Annotated in this window: 14 protein-coding genes; 7 read left to right on the top strand and 7 right to left on the bottom strand. The window is 66.5% G+C overall.

The features are described 5' to 3' along the window. Positions 1–29: 29 nt before the first annotated feature. The 4 genes from argE (at position 30) to BRO63_RS03470 (ending at position 3,838) form a co-directional block, all read left to right on the top strand. Positions 30–1,214: an acetylornithine deacetylase gene (gene argE / locus BRO63_RS03485; protein ID WP_088138546.1), complete on the top strand. Its 1,185-nt coding sequence runs from the start codon at positions 30–32 to the stop codon at positions 1,212–1,214. A gap of 40 nt (positions 1,215–1,254) precedes the next feature. Further along, positions 1,255–2,571: an MFS transporter gene (locus BRO63_RS03480; RefSeq protein ID WP_256943231.1), complete on the top strand. Its 1,317-nt coding sequence runs from the start codon at positions 1,255–1,257 to the stop codon at positions 2,569–2,571. A gap of 230 nt (positions 2,572–2,801) precedes the next feature. Then, positions 2,802–3,449, top strand: a complete 648-nt coding sequence (locus BRO63_RS03475) for an OmpA family protein (RefSeq protein WP_088138545.1) — start codon at positions 2,802–2,804, stop codon at positions 3,447–3,449. A 68-nt stretch (positions 3,450–3,517) separates the two neighbouring features. Beyond that, positions 3,518–3,838 carry a 4a-hydroxytetrahydrobiopterin dehydratase gene (locus BRO63_RS03470; RefSeq protein WP_088138544.1) on the top strand — a complete coding sequence of 107 codons (321 nt, stop codon included), beginning with the start codon at positions 3,518–3,520 and terminating at the stop codon, positions 3,836–3,838. On the opposite strand, the gene BRO63_RS03465 is transcribed toward BRO63_RS03470, so the two are convergent. From BRO63_RS03465 to BRO63_RS03440, 6 genes are all read right to left on the bottom strand, one after another. Next, the gene (locus BRO63_RS03465) at positions 3,835–4,323 is read right to left on the bottom strand and encodes a MarR family winged helix-turn-helix transcriptional regulator (RefSeq protein WP_088138543.1); all 489 of its coding nucleotides are present in this window, start codon (positions 4,321–4,323) and stop codon (positions 3,835–3,837) included. The two genes, BRO63_RS03470 and BRO63_RS03465, sit on opposite strands and share 4 nt — an antisense overlap. Beyond that, entirely contained in the window at positions 4,320–4,547 is a 228-nt protein-coding gene (locus BRO63_RS03460; protein WP_088138542.1) for a hypothetical protein, read from the bottom strand. The genes BRO63_RS03465 and BRO63_RS03460 overlap by 4 nt, the downstream gene beginning before the upstream one ends. Then, the gene (locus BRO63_RS03455; protein WP_088138541.1) at positions 4,544–6,169 is read right to left on the bottom strand and encodes an FAD-dependent oxidoreductase; all 1,626 of its coding nucleotides are present in this window, start codon (positions 6,167–6,169) and stop codon (positions 4,544–4,546) included. The genes BRO63_RS03460 and BRO63_RS03455 overlap by 4 nt, the downstream gene beginning before the upstream one ends. Before the next feature lie 121 nt (positions 6,170–6,290). Next, complete coding sequence (locus tag BRO63_RS03450) at positions 6,291–6,989, bottom strand: DUF6776 family protein (RefSeq protein ID WP_088138540.1); 699 nt, start codon at positions 6,987–6,989, stop codon at positions 6,291–6,293. Between the two features lie 147 nt (positions 6,990–7,136). Then, positions 7,137–7,823, bottom strand: coding sequence for an N-acetylmuramate alpha-1-phosphate uridylyltransferase MurU (murU, locus tag BRO63_RS03445; protein ID WP_088138539.1), 687 nt, complete (start codon positions 7,821–7,823; stop codon positions 7,137–7,139). Beyond that, on the bottom strand, positions 7,823–8,863 hold the full coding sequence (locus BRO63_RS03440) for an aminoglycoside phosphotransferase family protein (RefSeq protein ID WP_088138538.1): 1,041 nt from the start codon (positions 8,861–8,863) through the stop codon (positions 7,823–7,825). The genes murU and BRO63_RS03440 overlap by 1 nt, the downstream gene beginning before the upstream one ends. Positions 8,864–9,032: 169 nt before the next feature. Here BRO63_RS03440 and BRO63_RS03435 point away from each other — a divergent pair, with 169 nt between their 5' ends. Genes BRO63_RS03435 through rsmA form a run of 3 tightly spaced genes read left to right on the top strand, consistent with a single transcriptional unit; the run spans position 9,033 to position 13,831 of the window. Continuing rightward, positions 9,033–11,432 (top strand): LPS-assembly protein LptD, encoded by a 2,400-nt coding sequence (locus BRO63_RS03435; protein ID WP_088138537.1) that lies wholly within the window; start codon positions 9,033–9,035, stop codon positions 11,430–11,432. Continuing rightward, on the top strand, positions 11,429–13,021 hold the full coding sequence (locus tag BRO63_RS03430; protein WP_088138536.1) for a peptidylprolyl isomerase: 1,593 nt from the start codon (positions 11,429–11,431) through the stop codon (positions 13,019–13,021). The genes BRO63_RS03435 and BRO63_RS03430 overlap by 4 nt, the downstream gene beginning before the upstream one ends. An 18-nt stretch (positions 13,022–13,039) precedes the next feature. Then, positions 13,040–13,831 (top strand): 16S rRNA (adenine(1518)-N(6)/adenine(1519)-N(6))-dimethyltransferase RsmA, encoded by a 792-nt coding sequence (rsmA, locus tag BRO63_RS03425; protein ID WP_088138535.1) that lies wholly within the window; start codon positions 13,040–13,042, stop codon positions 13,829–13,831. Positions 13,832–13,888: 57 nt separating this feature from the next. Here the strand turns inward: rsmA and BRO63_RS03420 are convergent, their stop codons facing one another. Beyond that, complete coding sequence (locus tag BRO63_RS03420) at positions 13,889–15,031, bottom strand: glycerate kinase (protein WP_088138534.1); 1,143 nt, start codon at positions 15,029–15,031, stop codon at positions 13,889–13,891. Positions 15,032–15,109: the final 78 nt, after the last annotated feature.

Genomic DNA, 15,109 nt, shown 5'->3' with positions numbered 1-15,109 from the left:
CGCCAGGCCTCAACCTTAGGGTACGACCCATGAATACTGCAGAGCTTCCCCGTTCCCTGGAATGGATAGAACGGCTGGTGCGCTTCGATACGACCAGCCGCCTGTCCAATCTGGGCCTGATCGAAACCGTGCGCGACCACCTGGCCTCGGCCGGCCTGGCGCCCAGGCTGATCTACAACGCCGACGGCAAGAAGGCAAATCTCTTCGTGACCGTGCCCGCCGGCGACGGCGGCACGCAGGGCGGGGTGGTGCTGTCGGGCCATACCGACGTGGTGCCGGTGGACGGCCAAGCCTGGAGCAGTGATCCGTTCGCGCCCGAGGTGCGCGATGGCCGACTGTATGGCCGCGGCACTTGCGACATGAAGGGCTTCATCGGAACGGCGCTGGCCATGCTGCCGTCGTTCACGTCGCGGCGCCTGCGCGTGCCGCTGCATCTGGCCCTGAGCTATGACGAGGAGGTCGGCTGCCTGGGGGCGGATGCCATGCTGCGCGAACTGGCGAAGCTGGAAATCCGGCCCGACAGCTGCATCGTCGGCGAGCCCACGGAAATGCGCGTCATTTCGGCGCACAAGAGCAGCAATCTGTACCGCTGCACCGTGCACGGGCAGGCCGCGCATTCCTCGCTGACGCCGCGCGGCGTCAATGCGATCGAGTACGCGGCGCGCGCCATCTGCCACATCCGCGACATGGCCGACGGCCATCGCCAGAACGGCCCCTTCGACCAGGATTTCGAGGTGCCGTACACCACCGCCAACACCGGCACGATCTCGGGCGGCCTGTCCGTCAACACGATTCCGGATCGCTGTCAGTTCGAGTTCGAGTTCCGCACCATCCCGGGCGTGCTGGCGCCGGACGTGATCGGCGGCCTGCGCCGCTACATCACCGGCGAGCTGCGCGACCGCATCAAGGCAGAGAACCCGCAGGCCGACATCGAGCTGGAAGCGCTGGCCGAGGTGCCCGGTTTCGATACCGCCGCGACCGCCGAGATCGCGCGGCTGGCGCAGGCGCTGACTGGCGCGCGCGGCACCGAGAAGGTGGCGTACTGCACGGAGGCCGGCCTGTTCCAGCGGGCCGGCATGACGGCGGTCATCTGCGGCCCCGGCAATCTGCAGCAGGCGCACCGGCCGGACGAGTATGTCGCGCTGTCGCAGATCAGCCTGTGCGAACAATTCATGGAAAAGCTGGCGGGCCATCTTGCGATGGCCCGGCAATGAGTTGAATCGATAACTACTCTTCAAAAAAACAGAGGGAAAAATGGCTTACTCGGAGAAGACTACGTGGAACGCGGCCGCTGCCGGCCGCGGCAAGGCGGCGCCGGCAGGCGACCGGCGCGCCCAGGCGCGGCGCGCGGTGATCGCCGCGTCCATAGGCAATGCGCTGGAATGGTTCGACATGATCGCGTACGGCACTTTTGCGCTGATCATCGCCAAGCTTTACTTTCCGTCGGCCAGCGAGAGTTCCTCGCTGTTGCTGGCCTTGGCCACCTTCGGCGTGTCGTTCCTGATGCGGCCGCTGGGCGCCATCGTGCTGGGCAGCTATGCCGACCGGGCCGGCCGCAAGGCGGCGCTGACGGCATCCATTTTCCTGATGATGATAGGCACGCTGATCATCGTGGTGGTGCCCACGCATGCGCAGATCGGCGTGGCCGCATCGATCATCATCCTGGTCGCCCGGTTGATCCAGGGCTTCTCGGCGGGCGGGGAATTCGGCAGCGCCACGGCTTTCCTGATTGAGTATGCGCCGGACCGGCGCGCCTACTACGCCAGCTGGCAGGTCGCCAGCCAGGGCGCCGCGATCCTGCTCGCCGCCTTGTTCGGCGCGGTGCTCAACGCGACGCTGACCCAGGCCCAGCTGGAAAGCTGGGGTTGGCGCATTCCGTTCGTCTTCGGCCTGTTGATCGCGCCGGTGGGCTACTACATCCGTCATCACATGGATGAAACGCCGGAGTTCAGCGCGGCAGAGGCCTCGGCTTCGCCGCTGAGCGACATGTTCGCGGGGCAGAAGCTGCGCCTGCTGGTCACCGTCGGCTTCGTGGCGCTGGGCTCGGTGGGCAACTACCTGGCCCTGTACATGCCCACGTACTCGATCCGTCAGCTGGGCCTGCCGCCCACCATCGGCTTTCTGGCGACGCTGGTCACGGGCGTCATCATGACGGTAGGCGCGCCCTTCGTCGGCGCGCTGGCCGATCGCATCGGACCCGCGCGCATCATGACGGCCGCGGCCCTGGCGACAGCGCTGCTGTGCTATCCCTTGTTCTATCTGCTGGTGTCGTATCCGACCGTGGGCGTGCTGATGATCGTGCAGGTCATCCTGGGCGTATTGGCGACGGCGTACTTCGCGCCCATGCCGGCGCTGATGTCCGCCATCTTCCCCGTGCAGGTGCGCACCACCGGCCTGTCCCTGGGCTACAACATCGCGGTGACGATCTTCGGCGGTTTCGCGCCATTCATCCTGACCTGGCTGATCGCGGCCACCGATTCCAAGCTGTCGCCGAGCTACTACCTGCTGGCCATCGCGCTCATGGCCATGGTGTCGCTGAACGTGGCGCGCCGGACGTTCCAGCAGCGTTAGGCGCCAGGCGCCGGCCTTCGCATGAGAGGCCGGCGGCGGGTGGAATGTAGCCCATTGTTGCGGAACTGGGCGCGTTTCCGCCCTGGCCGCGGCCGTGCCTCACCGCGCGGCCGCGCTATCTTCAGGGTCCTCCTGATAGTACAAAATGTTGCCCGCCATCCTTCGCGTGCTTGCTAGCATGGTCTGGCCGGAATGATCCGGCACACCGACGGAAATAAGTGGAGGTTGCCATGAGCTCAAGAACAATATTCAACCGGATCGCAGTCGTTGCGGCGGCGGGTGCATTGCTGGCGGGATGCGCCACGCAGCAGCAGACCAATACCGCCGTGGGCACGGGCGCGGGGGCCGCGATCGGCGCCGGCATCGGGGCGCTGATCGGCCACGGCAAGGGCGCGGCCATTGGCGCTGGCATCGGCGCGGTGGCGGGCGGCCTGGTCGGCTACAACTGGAAGGTCGTCAAGGAAGACGTGCAGAAGTCGGGCGCTTCGTCGCTGGGCATCGACGTGGTCGAAATGCCCGACGGCAGCCTCAAGGTCAACATTCCCAGCGGCGTGTCGTTCGATACCGACAAGACGCAGCTCAAGCCCGCGCTGCTGCCGGTGCTGGACAGCGTGGCGCGTTCGCTCAACCAGCATCCTGAACTGCGGGCCAAGGTCGTCGGCCATACCGACAGCACGGGCGCCCTGGCGCACAACCAGACGCTGTCGGTCAATCGTGCCAAGAGCGTGACGGACTACCTCGGCAAGCAGGGCGTGGCCGCGGGCCGCCTGACGGTCGAGGGCCGCGGGCCGAACGATCCGATCGGCGACAATGCGACCGCCGAAGGCCGCGCGCTGAACCGCCGGGTGGAAATCTACCTGTACGCGGTCCAGCAGTAGGCCTGGGCCAGCCCAGTGTCCAAGGCGGCTGGCGCGACGCGCCGCCGCCTGTTTTTTTGGAGTCCGTCATGAGCATGTTCCCTCCCGCCCGCGTCGGCACCGATACCGCCGTGGCCGCCTTGTCCGGCTGGCAGGCCGTGGCGATGCGCGACGCCATCGAAAAGCGCTTCCGTTTTCCCAATTTCAATACGGCATTCGGCTTCATGGCGCGCGTCGCCATGTTCGCGGAGAAGCTGAACCATCACCCCGAGTGGACCAACGTCTACAACCGCGTCGACGTGACCCTGACCACGCACGACGCCGGCGGCGTGACCGAGCTGGACGTGCGCATGGCGCAGTTCATGGACGAGGCCGCGGCGCAACTGGGTGCGACCGCGCCCAAGGCTTAGCGCGTGTCTTGCGGCGGCGCGGGCGCGAGCAGGTCTTGCGCGCCGTCCGCGTCCGGCTGCAGATGGCCGATGACGCGGTCCAGCATGTCGCCCAGCTGGCGCTGTTCGTCGGCGCTGAGGCAGCCGAAGATTTCCTCGTTGCGCTGGGCGATCAGGTCGATGACGCGCTGGTATTGCGCCAGGCCGGCCTGGGTCGGCGCCAGCACCACGCCGCGGCCGTCGGAGGCGGACATGGTTTTTTCCACCAGGCCGCGGTCCACCAGCGCCTGCGCCGAGCGGCTGGCCTGGCCCTTGTTCAGATTGGCCGCGCGCGCCAGGTCGTTGACCGAGAGCGGCGCGTAGCGGCCGATGGCCGCCAGGCAGCGCGCCTCGCCTAGCGGAATGCCGCAGTCTTCCAGATAGGCGCGATTCGTGTCCCTGTCCGTGATCTTGTTGAGCACGTGCAGGCGGTAGGTCAGGAATCGTTCGAGGGCAGGCGGGTTCACGTCGGGCGGGCAGGGGCAGATGCGGGATAGTGTGCCACAGGGCCGTTGGCCAGGCAGGCGGCTTCCGCCTGCGCCAGCAGCGCGGCGGCGTCGCGCGCATCGCCCAATCGGGCCAGCAGCGACAGGCTCAGGATCGACAGGAAGAGCGACGCCTGTTCCTCGCCGACGCGCGTCAGGGTCTGCGCCATGGCGGTATAGACCTGGTCCAGTTCTTCGTTGTTCATGCTTGCTGTTCCTTGGGCGTATCCAGGGCGATCGAGGGGTAGTAGGGCTTGAGCGCGGCGCGCAGGCTGGCGGCCGCGGGAGCGATCCAGCGGCCCAGCACGTAGCCGTCCGGCCGCAGCAGGTAGACGCTGCCGGCATGCGCGCCGTAGCGCTGGCGCAATTGTCCGTGCGGGTCTTGCAGGGCGTCTTTGCCCGTCTTCAGCACGCGCAGCGGCCGGGGCGCATCGCGGGTGGCAGCGGCCAGGGCGTCCAGTTCGGCTGCCAGTTGGGCGTCCGGGTCCAGCGCCAGCGCGACGAAGCCGGCCCCGAAGCAGGCGCTGAGATGCAGCGGCGTGCCGCCATCCTGCAGCAGCGCCTCGGGGGCGGGTTGGCCGGGCGCGGCGACGGCGCCGGCTTGCTGCGCGCCGTCAGCCAGGTTCAGCGGCGAGGCGTCATAGGAAATGGGCGCCGACTGCCGCGGGTTGATGAGCTGGCGCACGCGCTCGTCGGTCAGCGCCAGGCGCAGCGCGGCCTCGCGCATCAAGCGAAAGCCAAAGTCCGGCGGGGCCATGAATTCGGTGCTCTTGGCGCCGTAGGCCAGGTTCTGGCGGGTGGCGTGCACGCGCTCCACGCTGTAACTGTCCAGCAGGCTGTCGGGGGCCTGGCCTTGCAGCACCCAGGCCAGCTTCCAGGCCAGGTTGCCGGCGTCGTCCAGTCCCGAGTTCAGGCCGCGCACGCCGAAGATCGGCACCAGGTGGGCGGCATCGCCGGCGAACAGCACGCGTCCATGGCGGTAACTGTCCAAGGTCAGGCACTTGGCGTTATAGATGGAGATCCACAACGGCTTCCAGGGCGCGGTCTCGCCGATCATGTCCAGGTGGCTCTGCACGCGCGGCAGCACGTTTTCCGGCTTGACCGCCTCTTCGGGGTCCTCGTCGTCGCGGATCTGGTAGTCCACCCGCCAGACGTTGCCGGGCTGGCGGTGCATGAGCAGGGTGGAACCGGGGTTGGACGGCGGATCGAACCAGGCCAGGCGTTCCACGGGGCGGTTGGACTCCTGTTCGATGTCGACTATGACGTAGCGTCCTTCGTACTGCATGCCTTCCAGTTTCAGGCCCAGGGCTTCGCGCACGGTGCTGCGGCCGCCGTCGCAGGCGATTAGCCAATCGGCGCGCACGGTCTGGCGGCCGCCTTCGGCGTCCACTTCGGCGGTGACGCCGTCCGCGTCCGTGCGCAGGCCGGCGAGCCGCGCCGACCAGCGCAGCGCGGCCAGCGCCGGATGGCGCTGCATGGCCTGGTGGGCGTATTCCTCGACCGCGTACTGCTGAATGTTGACCATGGGCGCGTAGCGCTGCAGCGGGTCGTGCGGCATCTCGAAATGCAGGACCTCGCTGTTGCGGTAGTAGCTGCGGCCTCCGGTCCAGGCCAGGCCGGTGGCCATCAGGGGGCGGTCGGCGCCGACCCAGCCCATGATTTCCTGCGATCGCCGCGAGATGCAGATGGCGCGGCTGCCGCTGCAATAGTCGTCGTCAGCCTCCAGCGTCAGCGAGGCGATGCCGTATTCGGCCAGCAGGGCGGCCAGCGTCAGGCCGACGGGGCCGCCGCCGGCGATCAGGACGGGAACGTGCGCGGGTAACGGCATGGTGTCTCCAGATATTGGTTGTTCACGCAACTATATTCGCAAGAGGTTGCGCACGCAACTATTTTGGCAAGACAAAAAAAACCCGCCGGATCAGGGCGGGTCTTCGGGGCGGCGCGACGTATCAGTTGCGCACGTAATAGATACGCATTGCCTGCTGTTTCTGGGCGCCGTCCAGCACGCGCAATACCACGACCTTGGCCGTGAAGCCGTCAGGCAGCTTCAGCTGGCCCAGCGCGTAGTCGTAACGGTCGACGTTCAGGGCGGGGCCTTCCGGCGTGACGGTGGCGGCGCGGCCGTTCGGGTAGGTGCCGTCGATGGAGAAGGTCAGCGTGCCCTTGAACGGCGCACCCTGACGGTCCTCGCGCATGACCAGCACCTGGTAGTCCAGCAGGCCGGGCGCGCGCTTGAAGGTAGCCGAGCGGATGCCCAGGTTGCCGCCGCGCGGATCGGCCGGCATGGCGTCCTGGAACAGCACCAGTTCCTTGTTCAGCGTGTCGATCTTGCTGCGGGCGTCAGAAAGGTCGGCGGTCAGTTTTTCGTGGCCGGACTTGTTGGCGTCGCGCTGCTGGGTGGCTTCCTCGAGCTGGCTTTGCAGGCGCTGGCGCTCCAGGTTGGCGGTGCTCAGTTCGCTGTGCAGCTGCTCGGACTGCTCCACCGTCAGGCGTTGCGGGCCGTAGTTGGTCTGCAGGAAGAGCACGCCGCCGGCGCCCAGGGCGATGCCCACCAGCAGCAGGACCAGCCAGCGCGGCATGCGGCGCGTGCGTTGGCCGGGCTGGTACACGGAGGGCTTGAACACAGCCCGTTGCGATCTTCCAAACATCCCCATTCCTAGAAAACTTCCTGTGTATTTGCCTGCCGGCGCGCTGCGCGCGCAGGCCAAAGCGCTAGAGAATACCCGGTTAGCCGGGCCCGTTGGGTGCGCGGACAAGCCTGGTTGCGCACCTTGATATTGTGAAATATGTGGACATCAGCGGACCTGTCCGTTGAGTTCCGCGTCCAGGTCAGCCAACCGCTGCGGCGTGCCGACATCCGTCCATTTGCCTTCGTGGCGCGCGCCGCGCACCAGGTCGCGAGCCATGGCCTGCCGCAGCAAGGGCGCCAGGGGCGCCGCTGCGCCCCGGGGGACGTCGGCGAACAACGAGGGATGGTAGACGCCGATGCCTGCAAAGGTCAAACGAGGTTCGCCCTGGGCATGGACGCTGCCGTCGGCATCCAGGCGGAAATCGCCGGCGGGATGCTGGGGCGGGTTATCCACCAGCAGCAGCCAGGCGCCGCCTGCGGGGACGCCGCGCGCCAGATCCGCCGCCGCGGCCGGATCCCAGTCGCACCAGACGTCGCCATTGACGACCAGGAAGGATTCGTCGCCCAGCAGCGGCAGCGCCTGGACGATGCCGCCGGCGGTTTCCAGCGCGACGGCTTCGGCCGAATAGCGGATCTGTACGCCGTACGTGCCGCCGTCGCCCAGCGCCTGTTCGATTTCGTGGCCGAGCCAGGCGTGGTTGATGACGATGTCGCGGATGCCGGCGGCCGCCAGCCGCCGCAGATGCCAGACGATGAGCGGCTGGCCGCCCACGGCAAGCAGAGGCTTGGGCAGGCGGTCGGTCAGCGGGCGCATGCGTTCGCCGCGGCCCGCCGCGAGGATCATGGCCCGCATCAGAAGGTGTATCCGACGCTGACCTGGCGGTCGTCCAGCTTGTCCAGCAGGCGCAGCAGCGGTGTGAAGACGCCGTAGCGCTGGGCGACCTGGCGCACATAGCCGTTCATGCGCGGAATGTGGGCCAGGTAATGCGCCTTGCCGTCGCGGTGATTCAGGCGGGCAAAGACCCCCAGGATACGCAGGTTGCGCTGCAGGCCCATCCATTCATAGGCGCGGTGGAATTCGGCGAAATCCGAGTCCACCGGCAAGCCCGCGGCCCGCGCCATTTCCCAGTAGCGGATGGCCCAGTCCAGCTGCTGGGGCTCTTCCCAGGTGGTGCGGGCGTCGGTCACCAGCGAGGCCAGGTCGTAGGTGATCGGGCCGATCAGCGCATCCTGGAAGTCGATGATGCCCGGGTTGGGGCCGTATTGCGGCTGGTCGCAGACCATCAGGTTGGGCGAATGGTAATCGCGGTGCACCAGCACCTGGGCCTGTCCGCCGTTGCTGGTGGAGAGCAGCGCGAAGATCTTGTCCAGCGCGTTCGCCGTCTTGTCGTCCAGGGTCACGCCATGATGCTTCTGCACGTACCACTCGGGGAAGAGCTTGAGCTCGTCGGCCAGGCGGGTCGTGTCGTAGGTGCCCAGGCCGGCGGTGGACGCCTGCTGCAGGCGGACCAGCGCGGCCAGGGCCTCGCGGTACAGCGTCTGCAGTTCGCTGTCCGGCAGTCCCGCCTGGATGCGCTGGTAATAGGTCTGCTCGCCCAGGTCGGACAGCAGCAGCAGGCCCTGGTCCAGATTCTGTTCCAGCACGGCGGGCACGTTCAGGCCCACGTCCGCCAGCAAGCGGTCCACGTGCAGGAAGGGGCGGCAATCCTCGTGCGCGGGCGGGGCATCCATGACTATCAGGGTGCGCTCGCCGGCGTCCAGCCTGAAATAGCGGCGGAAACTGGCGTCGGCCGACGCCGGGCGCAGCGTGTCGATGGCCAGGTTCAGGCTGGCGGGCAGGCTGCCCAGCCAGTTGCGGATCTGCTCCAGGCGGGGGTCGTGATCGTTTTTCAAGGAAGATCCGTGTCAGAAAGGCAATATTGCTGAGAATTGTGTCCCGAGCACATAAGTCTGGGCCTATGGCGCGGCTTCTCTATAATACCGGCTCGTTTCCGTTAGCATTGGCCCTCCGTGGGTGCCGGTGTCGCGTTCCCACCATCGTCAAAAAGGGCTGTTTTCACTCGTGCGCAAGGTTCGATGGTTGATCCTCTCTGCTGTCAGTGTCGCTGCCGGAGCCGTCCAGGCCCAAGGCAGCCAGGGCAGCGTTCCCGCCGCGTCGTCGACCTCGGCGACTCCCGTGTTGCGCACCTCGCCGGGCCTGCGGATGCACCGCTTGCCGGACGACAGCATTCCCTCCTTCATGGAGGCGGACAGCATCGATGGCGATCCGGATTCCGACCTGACCCTGACCGGCAATGCCCAGGTGCGCCGCATCGACAGCGTGATCAAGGGCGACCGCATCAACTACCGCAAGGACACGGGCGAAGTCGACGTCCAGGGCAGCGCGCGCATGATGCGCGACGGCACCCTGGTGATCGGGCCGAACGCGAAGTTCAACGTCGACAAGTCCTCGGGCGAAATCGAAAAACCCAATTTCTGGATGGGCGCCAACGGCGGCTTTGCGGTCGCCGAGCATGCGGACATCTTCAGCCGGTCGCAGATGCGTCTGCAAACGGTGACGTATAGTGGCTGCGCCTGCGAAACGCCGTCCTGGTACATCAAGGCCAATACCGTCGACATCGACTTCGACGAGAACGAAGGCGTGGCGCGCAATGGCGTGCTGTATTTCAAGGACGTGCCCATCCTGGCGTCGCCCTACATGACCTTTCCGGTCAAGAAGGAGCGCAAGTCGGGTTTCCTGATGCCGACCTACGGCACGACCAGCCAGGGCGGCTTGGATTTTTCGATTCCGTATTACCTGAATCTGGCGCCGAACTACGATCTGACCGTACAGCCGCGCTACTTCTCCAAGCGCGGCGTACAGCTGGGCGGGGAGTTCCGCTATCTTGGGCCAGGTTATACGGGCACAGTGGTAGGCACCTATCTGCCCAATGACAAGCTCACTGACAGCGACCGCTGGATGTACTTGTGGCGTCACCAGCAGACGTTTTCGCATGGATTCTACGCAGATTGGGATGTCGCCAAAGTTTCGGACGACAACTATTTCCGCGATATCTCCCAGCTGGGTCTGAACCAGGCGTCCACCACTTACTTGCCGCAACGCGGCCGCGTGGGTTGGGCTTCGGACTACTGGAGCACCTACGTCCAGGTCTACAAATACCAGACGCTGCAGGACCCCGATGCGCCGTTGGTCCCTCCGTACGATAAGGTGCCCGAGCTGTATTTGCGTGGCGCACGCTACGACTGGGGCGGTTTTGACGTCGATTGGACCTCCACCGCTGTACGCTTCAGCATTCCTAACGTGGGTGGCGTACGCCAGGGGCCTCAAGGCGATCGCCTGCAAACGTACCCGACGGTTTCATATCCGATCGTGAAACCGGGCTGGTTTATCGTGCCCAAGGTAGGCGTGAACTACACGCAATACCAGACCAGCTGGTACGGTAAAGATTGGCTGCGCTTGAACAGCGGGAATACGGATGCTGCGGGTACTTCGTTTGGGTATCCACGGTCTCAATCTCGAACGGTGCCGATCATGTCGGTGGACTCGGGCTTGATTTTCGAGCGCGATACCTCGCTCTTCGGCAAGGCGTCCATCCAAACCCTGGAACCGCGCCTGTACTACCTGTATGTGCCGTACCGCGACCAGTCGAAGATACCTGTATATGACACATCGCTGGCGGATTTCAGCTTTTCGCAGGCGTTCGAAGAGAATATTTATTCTGGCGGCTGGGACCGCATTGCGAATGCGAACCAGCTGACTGCGGCGTTGACGACGCGCTGGCTGGATGCCAACACCGGTTTTGAGCGGATGTCGCTCGGTGTTGCGCAGCGGCTGTACTTTGCAGACCAGAAGGTCACGCTGCCCGGCGAGATTCCCCGCGAAAATGTACGCTCCGACTTCCTAGTGGGCGCCAGCGCGGCCCTGACCGACACGCTCAGCACCGATGTCGCCGCGCAATACAATCCCTACGACGACAAATGGTCGCGCGGATTGATCAGCGCGCGTTGGACGCCACAGCGTTTGACGACGGTAGCGGTGTCATACCGCTACCAGCGCGATCCCCAACCCGGCGTTCAGTATCAGGCGCAGGGGCAGAACCAGGTGAGCCTTGCGGTGCAATGGCCGTTCTCCAAGCGTTGGTACGGCGTGGGCCGGGTGGATTATTCGCTGCGCAGCGGTCCCTCCAGCACGCTGGCCAATACAACGGATTCGCCTCGCGTCACGCAGGCGATCGCCGGCCTGGAGTACAAGGGAGATTGCTGCTGGGTGGGCCGCATGGTCTACCAGCGATACGCGGTCTCCGCCACGGACGCCAACTCGGCACTGTTCTTCCAGCTTGAGCTGACGGGCCTGGGTTCCCTGGGAACCGACCCGATGAACCTGCTGAACAGAAGTATCCCCGGCTACTCGCGCATTACGCCGCCTGTGCCCACCGGGACCACATTTGAAAGGTATGAATGATGCGTAGGTTGCACTCTTTGCGCCGCCTCTCCGGCAATGCGCTGCTGCTGGCCGTGTGCGCCGGCTTGCCCGTGGCCCATGCGGCCGAACAGGGCGGCAAGGCCGTGAACAATGGCGCCAAGCCGAATTCCGCCGCGCAGAAGAGCGCCGCGCCGGCGCCCGCGCCCCAACGCGAGCAGTTCGTCGACGGGATTGCCGCAGTGGTGGACAAGGACGTGATCACGCTGCGCGAGCTGCGTGACGCGTCCTTGCGTATTTCGGGCGAGCTGAAGACTCGCGGCATCCAGGTGCCGGACGACCAGACCCTGCAGCACCAGGTGCTGCAGCGCCTCATCATGGAGCGCGTGCAGCGCCATGAAGCCGATCGTCTGGGCATACGCGTGGACGACGCGCAAATCGACCAGGCGATCCAGACCATTGCCGGCCGCAACAAGATCACCGTGGCCCAGTTGCGCCAGGAGATCGAAAAATCCGGCACGAATTGGGATAGCTACCGCAAGGCGCTGCGCGACGAGATCCGCACGGATCGCCTGCGCCAGCGCGCGGTGGATTCCACGATTGTGATTTCGGACGCCGAAGTCGATGCCTTCCTGAAGGATCAGCGCCGTAACCCGGCGTTCGGCGCGGCACCGCAAGCGGCCCCGCAACCGCAGGCCCAACCGCAGCCCGAACCCCAGCAGGCGGCAGCGCCTTCGGGGCCGATGCTCTACGCCCTGGCCCAGATCCTGGTGCGCGTGCCCGAGGGCTCGTCGCCCGAGCAATTGGCGGCGCTGCGCAAGAAGGCCGAAGGCCTGCTGGCGCAAGCCAAGCGCGGCGATGACTTCGCCAGCCTGGCTGCCGCGGCCTCGGACGGCCCGGAAGCCCTGCAAGGCGGCGTCATGGGCGTGCGTCCGCTGGACGGCTGGCCCGACCTGTTCGTGCAGGCTGTCGGCAATTTGCAGAAAGGCCAGGTCAGCGGCCTGATCCAGAGCGGCAACGGTTTCCACATCATCAAGGTGATGGACCGCGGCACCGCCCAGCCGGCGCCCGCGCGCACGGCCCGCGCCCCAGCGCCGGCCCAGGCGCCGCAACCCGCCGCCGCGCCCGCGCAGGCGCCTGCGCACCAAGGCCCGGTGGAAGTGATGCAGACCCGCGCGCGCCACATCCTGATCAAGACCTCCACCGTCATGAGCGACGAATTGGCGCGCCAGCGCCTGGAGCAGGTGCGCCAGCGCCTGGTGAGCGGCGGCGCCAAGTTCGAGGACATGGCGCGCCAGTATTCGCAGGATGCGACCGCCCCGCAAGGCGGCGAACTGGGCTGGTTGAACCCGGGCGAAACCGTGCCGCCGTTCGAGGCCGCCATGAACGCCTTGAAGCCGGGCGAAATCAGCCAGCCGGTGCAATCGCCTTTCGGCTGGCACCTGATCGAAGTGGAAGAACGCCGCCAGCATGACGCCACCGACGACATGGCCCGCATGAAGGCCCGTCAGATCCTGTTCGAACGCCGCGCCCAGCCGGCTTTCGAGGATTGGCTCGAGCAGCTGCGCGCCCAGGCGTACATCGACAACCGCCTGGAAAAGCAGCAGAAGATCCAGCAGAACAACCGCTAAACGCATTACAGGCTTTACATGTCCCAGCACCAGGCGCGCAAGCGCTTTGGCCAGAACTTCCTGACCGACGAGAGCGTGGTCGAGTCCATCGTCCGGGCGGTTTCGCCCGCCCGCGACGATACCGTGGTCGAAATCGGCCCGGGCTTGTCCGCGCTTACCCGGCCCTTGCTCGAACGCCTGGATCACCTGACGGCGGTCGAGATCGACCGCGACCTGGCGGCGCGCTTGCGCAAGCAGTTCGACGCCACCCGCCTGACCGTGGTCGAGGCCGATGCATTGACGGTGGATTTTTCCCAATTCGGGCCGGCGCTGCGTGTGGTGGGCAACCTGCCCTACAACATCTCCAGCCCGCTGCTGTTCCACCTGATGGGCTGGGCCGACCACGTCCGCGACCAGCATTTCATGCTGCAGCGGGAAGTGATCGACCGCATGGTCGCGCAACCGGGGTCGGGCGACTTCAGCCGCCTGTCGGTGATGCTGCAATCGCGCTACCGCATGCACAAGCTGTTCGACGTGCCGCCGGAAGCCTTCGATCCGCCGCCCAAGGTGGTGTCGGCGATCGTGCGCATGGTGCCCTTGCCGGCGGATCGCCTGCGTCCGGTCAGCGAGCGCGCCTTCGAAACAGTGGTTGCGCGCGCGTTTTCGCAGCGCCGCAAGATGTTGCGCCGGGTGTTGGCGGACTGGGCCGCGCAGGTGCCCTGGGAAGCGCTCGACATCGCGCCCACGGCGCGCGCCGAGGATATTTCGGTGGACCGGTACATGCGCCTCGCGGATGCGCTGGTGGCGGCCGGCGTGCTGCAGGCCGAGTGACACCGGACCCGCAAAATGAAAGAAGCCCGCGTAAGCGGGCTTCTTTCATTTGGGTTCCTACAACATGCGTTTCTGCGCGGTCATCCAGAGTTGCATGACGTCGCGGGCACGGTCGGCCAGCAGTTTTTCCGCGTCGGTGAGCGCCTGCTGCAGCGTGATGGGGCCGGGCGCCAGGCTGAAGGCGGCGCTGATGCCGCAGGCATGCAGCGCTTCGTAGCCTTCGCCGAGCGAGCCGGCCAGCGCCACCACGGGCACGCCCGCGCGCTGCGCGATCTTCGCCACGCCGGCAGGGGTCTTGCCGCGCAGGGTCTGCGCGTCCATGCGGCCTTCGCCGGTGAATACCAGGGCCGCGCCCTCGACCGCCTGGGCCAGGCCGCCCAGTTCCGCCACGATCTCCACGCCGGGCCGGAATTGCGCGTTGAGGAAGGCCTTGGCCGCGAATCCCAAGCCGCCTGCCGCGCCCGCGCCGGGGTGATCGCGGTGGTCGGCCCCCAGGTGCCTGGCGCACACGTCGGCGAAATTCGTCAGCATCTGGTCCAGCGTCAGCACCTGTTCTGGCGTTGCGCCTTTTTGCGGGCCGAACACGTGCGAGGCGCCTTGCGGGCCGCACAAGGGGTTGTCCACGTCGGAGGCGATGTCGATGCGGATCTGGGCCAGGCGCGGATCCAGGCCGTGGGTATCGATGCTGGCCAGCTTGCCCAGCGCGCCGCCGCCAGGCGGCAGGCTGCGGCCGTCCGCGTCCAGCAGGCGCACTCCCAGGGCCGTCAGCATGCCGGCGCCCGCGTCGTTGGTGGCCGAGCCGCCCAGGCCCAGGATGATGCGTTTGGCGCCCGCGTTCAGGGCGGCCAGCATCAGTTCGCCCACGCCGTGGCTGCTGGCGCGCATGGGATCGCGCTTGGAAGGCGCGATGAGTTCCAGGCCCGCCGCCGCGGCCATTTCGATCACCGCCGTGCAGTCTTCCAGCAGCCCCCACACGGCGTCGACCTTGTAGCCCAACGCATCGTTCACCGTAAGCTGGCGTTCCTTGCCGCCGGTCGCCGCGAGCACGGCTTCGACCGTGCCTTCGCCGCCGTCGGCCATCGGAATACACACCGTATGGGCGCCAGGAAAGGCGGCCTTCACGCCGCGCGCAATGGCTGCCGCGGCATCGGGCGCGGACACGCTTTCTTTGAAAGAGTCGGGGGCGATGACGATTTTCACGGGTTCGGTCGAGCTCGTTTGTCGGTTGAGATGATGCCCATGATACCTGCGTGGGCGTGGCCGGCGTACCATAGCGTT

The organism is Achromobacter xylosoxidans (assembly GCF_002192695.1).
Taxonomy (GTDB): domain Bacteria; phylum Pseudomonadota; class Gammaproteobacteria; order Burkholderiales; family Burkholderiaceae_B; genus Achromobacter; species Achromobacter xylosoxidans_C.
This window is presented reverse-complemented; position numbering and strand designations above follow the sequence as displayed.

Coding starts and splice junctions, on each gene's coding strand:
- argE (WP_088138546.1), top strand. CDS start 30: ATGAATACTGCAGAGCTTCCCCGTTCCCTGGAATGGATAGAACGGCTG.
- rsmA (WP_088138535.1), top strand. CDS start 13,040: ATGTCCCAGCACCAGGCGCGCAAGCGCTTTGGCCAGAACTTCCTGACC.
- BRO63_RS03480 (WP_256943231.1), top strand. CDS start 1,255: ATGGCTTACTCGGAGAAGACTACGTGGAACGCGGCCGCTGCCGGCCGC.
- BRO63_RS03455 (WP_088138541.1), bottom strand. CDS start 6,169: ATGCCGTTACCCGCGCACGTTCCCGTCCTGATCGCCGGCGGCGGCCCC.
- BRO63_RS03450 (WP_088138540.1), bottom strand. CDS start 6,989: ATGTTTGGAAGATCGCAACGGGCTGTGTTCAAGCCCTCCGTGTACCAG.
- murU (WP_088138539.1), bottom strand. CDS start 7,823: ATGCGGGCCATGATCCTCGCGGCGGGCCGCGGCGAACGCATGCGCCCG.
- BRO63_RS03475 (WP_088138545.1), top strand. CDS start 2,802: ATGAGCTCAAGAACAATATTCAACCGGATCGCAGTCGTTGCGGCGGCG.
- BRO63_RS03460 (WP_088138542.1), bottom strand. CDS start 4,547: ATGAACAACGAAGAACTGGACCAGGTCTATACCGCCATGGCGCAGACC.
- BRO63_RS03430 (WP_088138536.1), top strand. CDS start 11,429: ATGATGCGTAGGTTGCACTCTTTGCGCCGCCTCTCCGGCAATGCGCTG.
- BRO63_RS03470 (WP_088138544.1), top strand. CDS start 3,518: ATGAGCATGTTCCCTCCCGCCCGCGTCGGCACCGATACCGCCGTGGCC.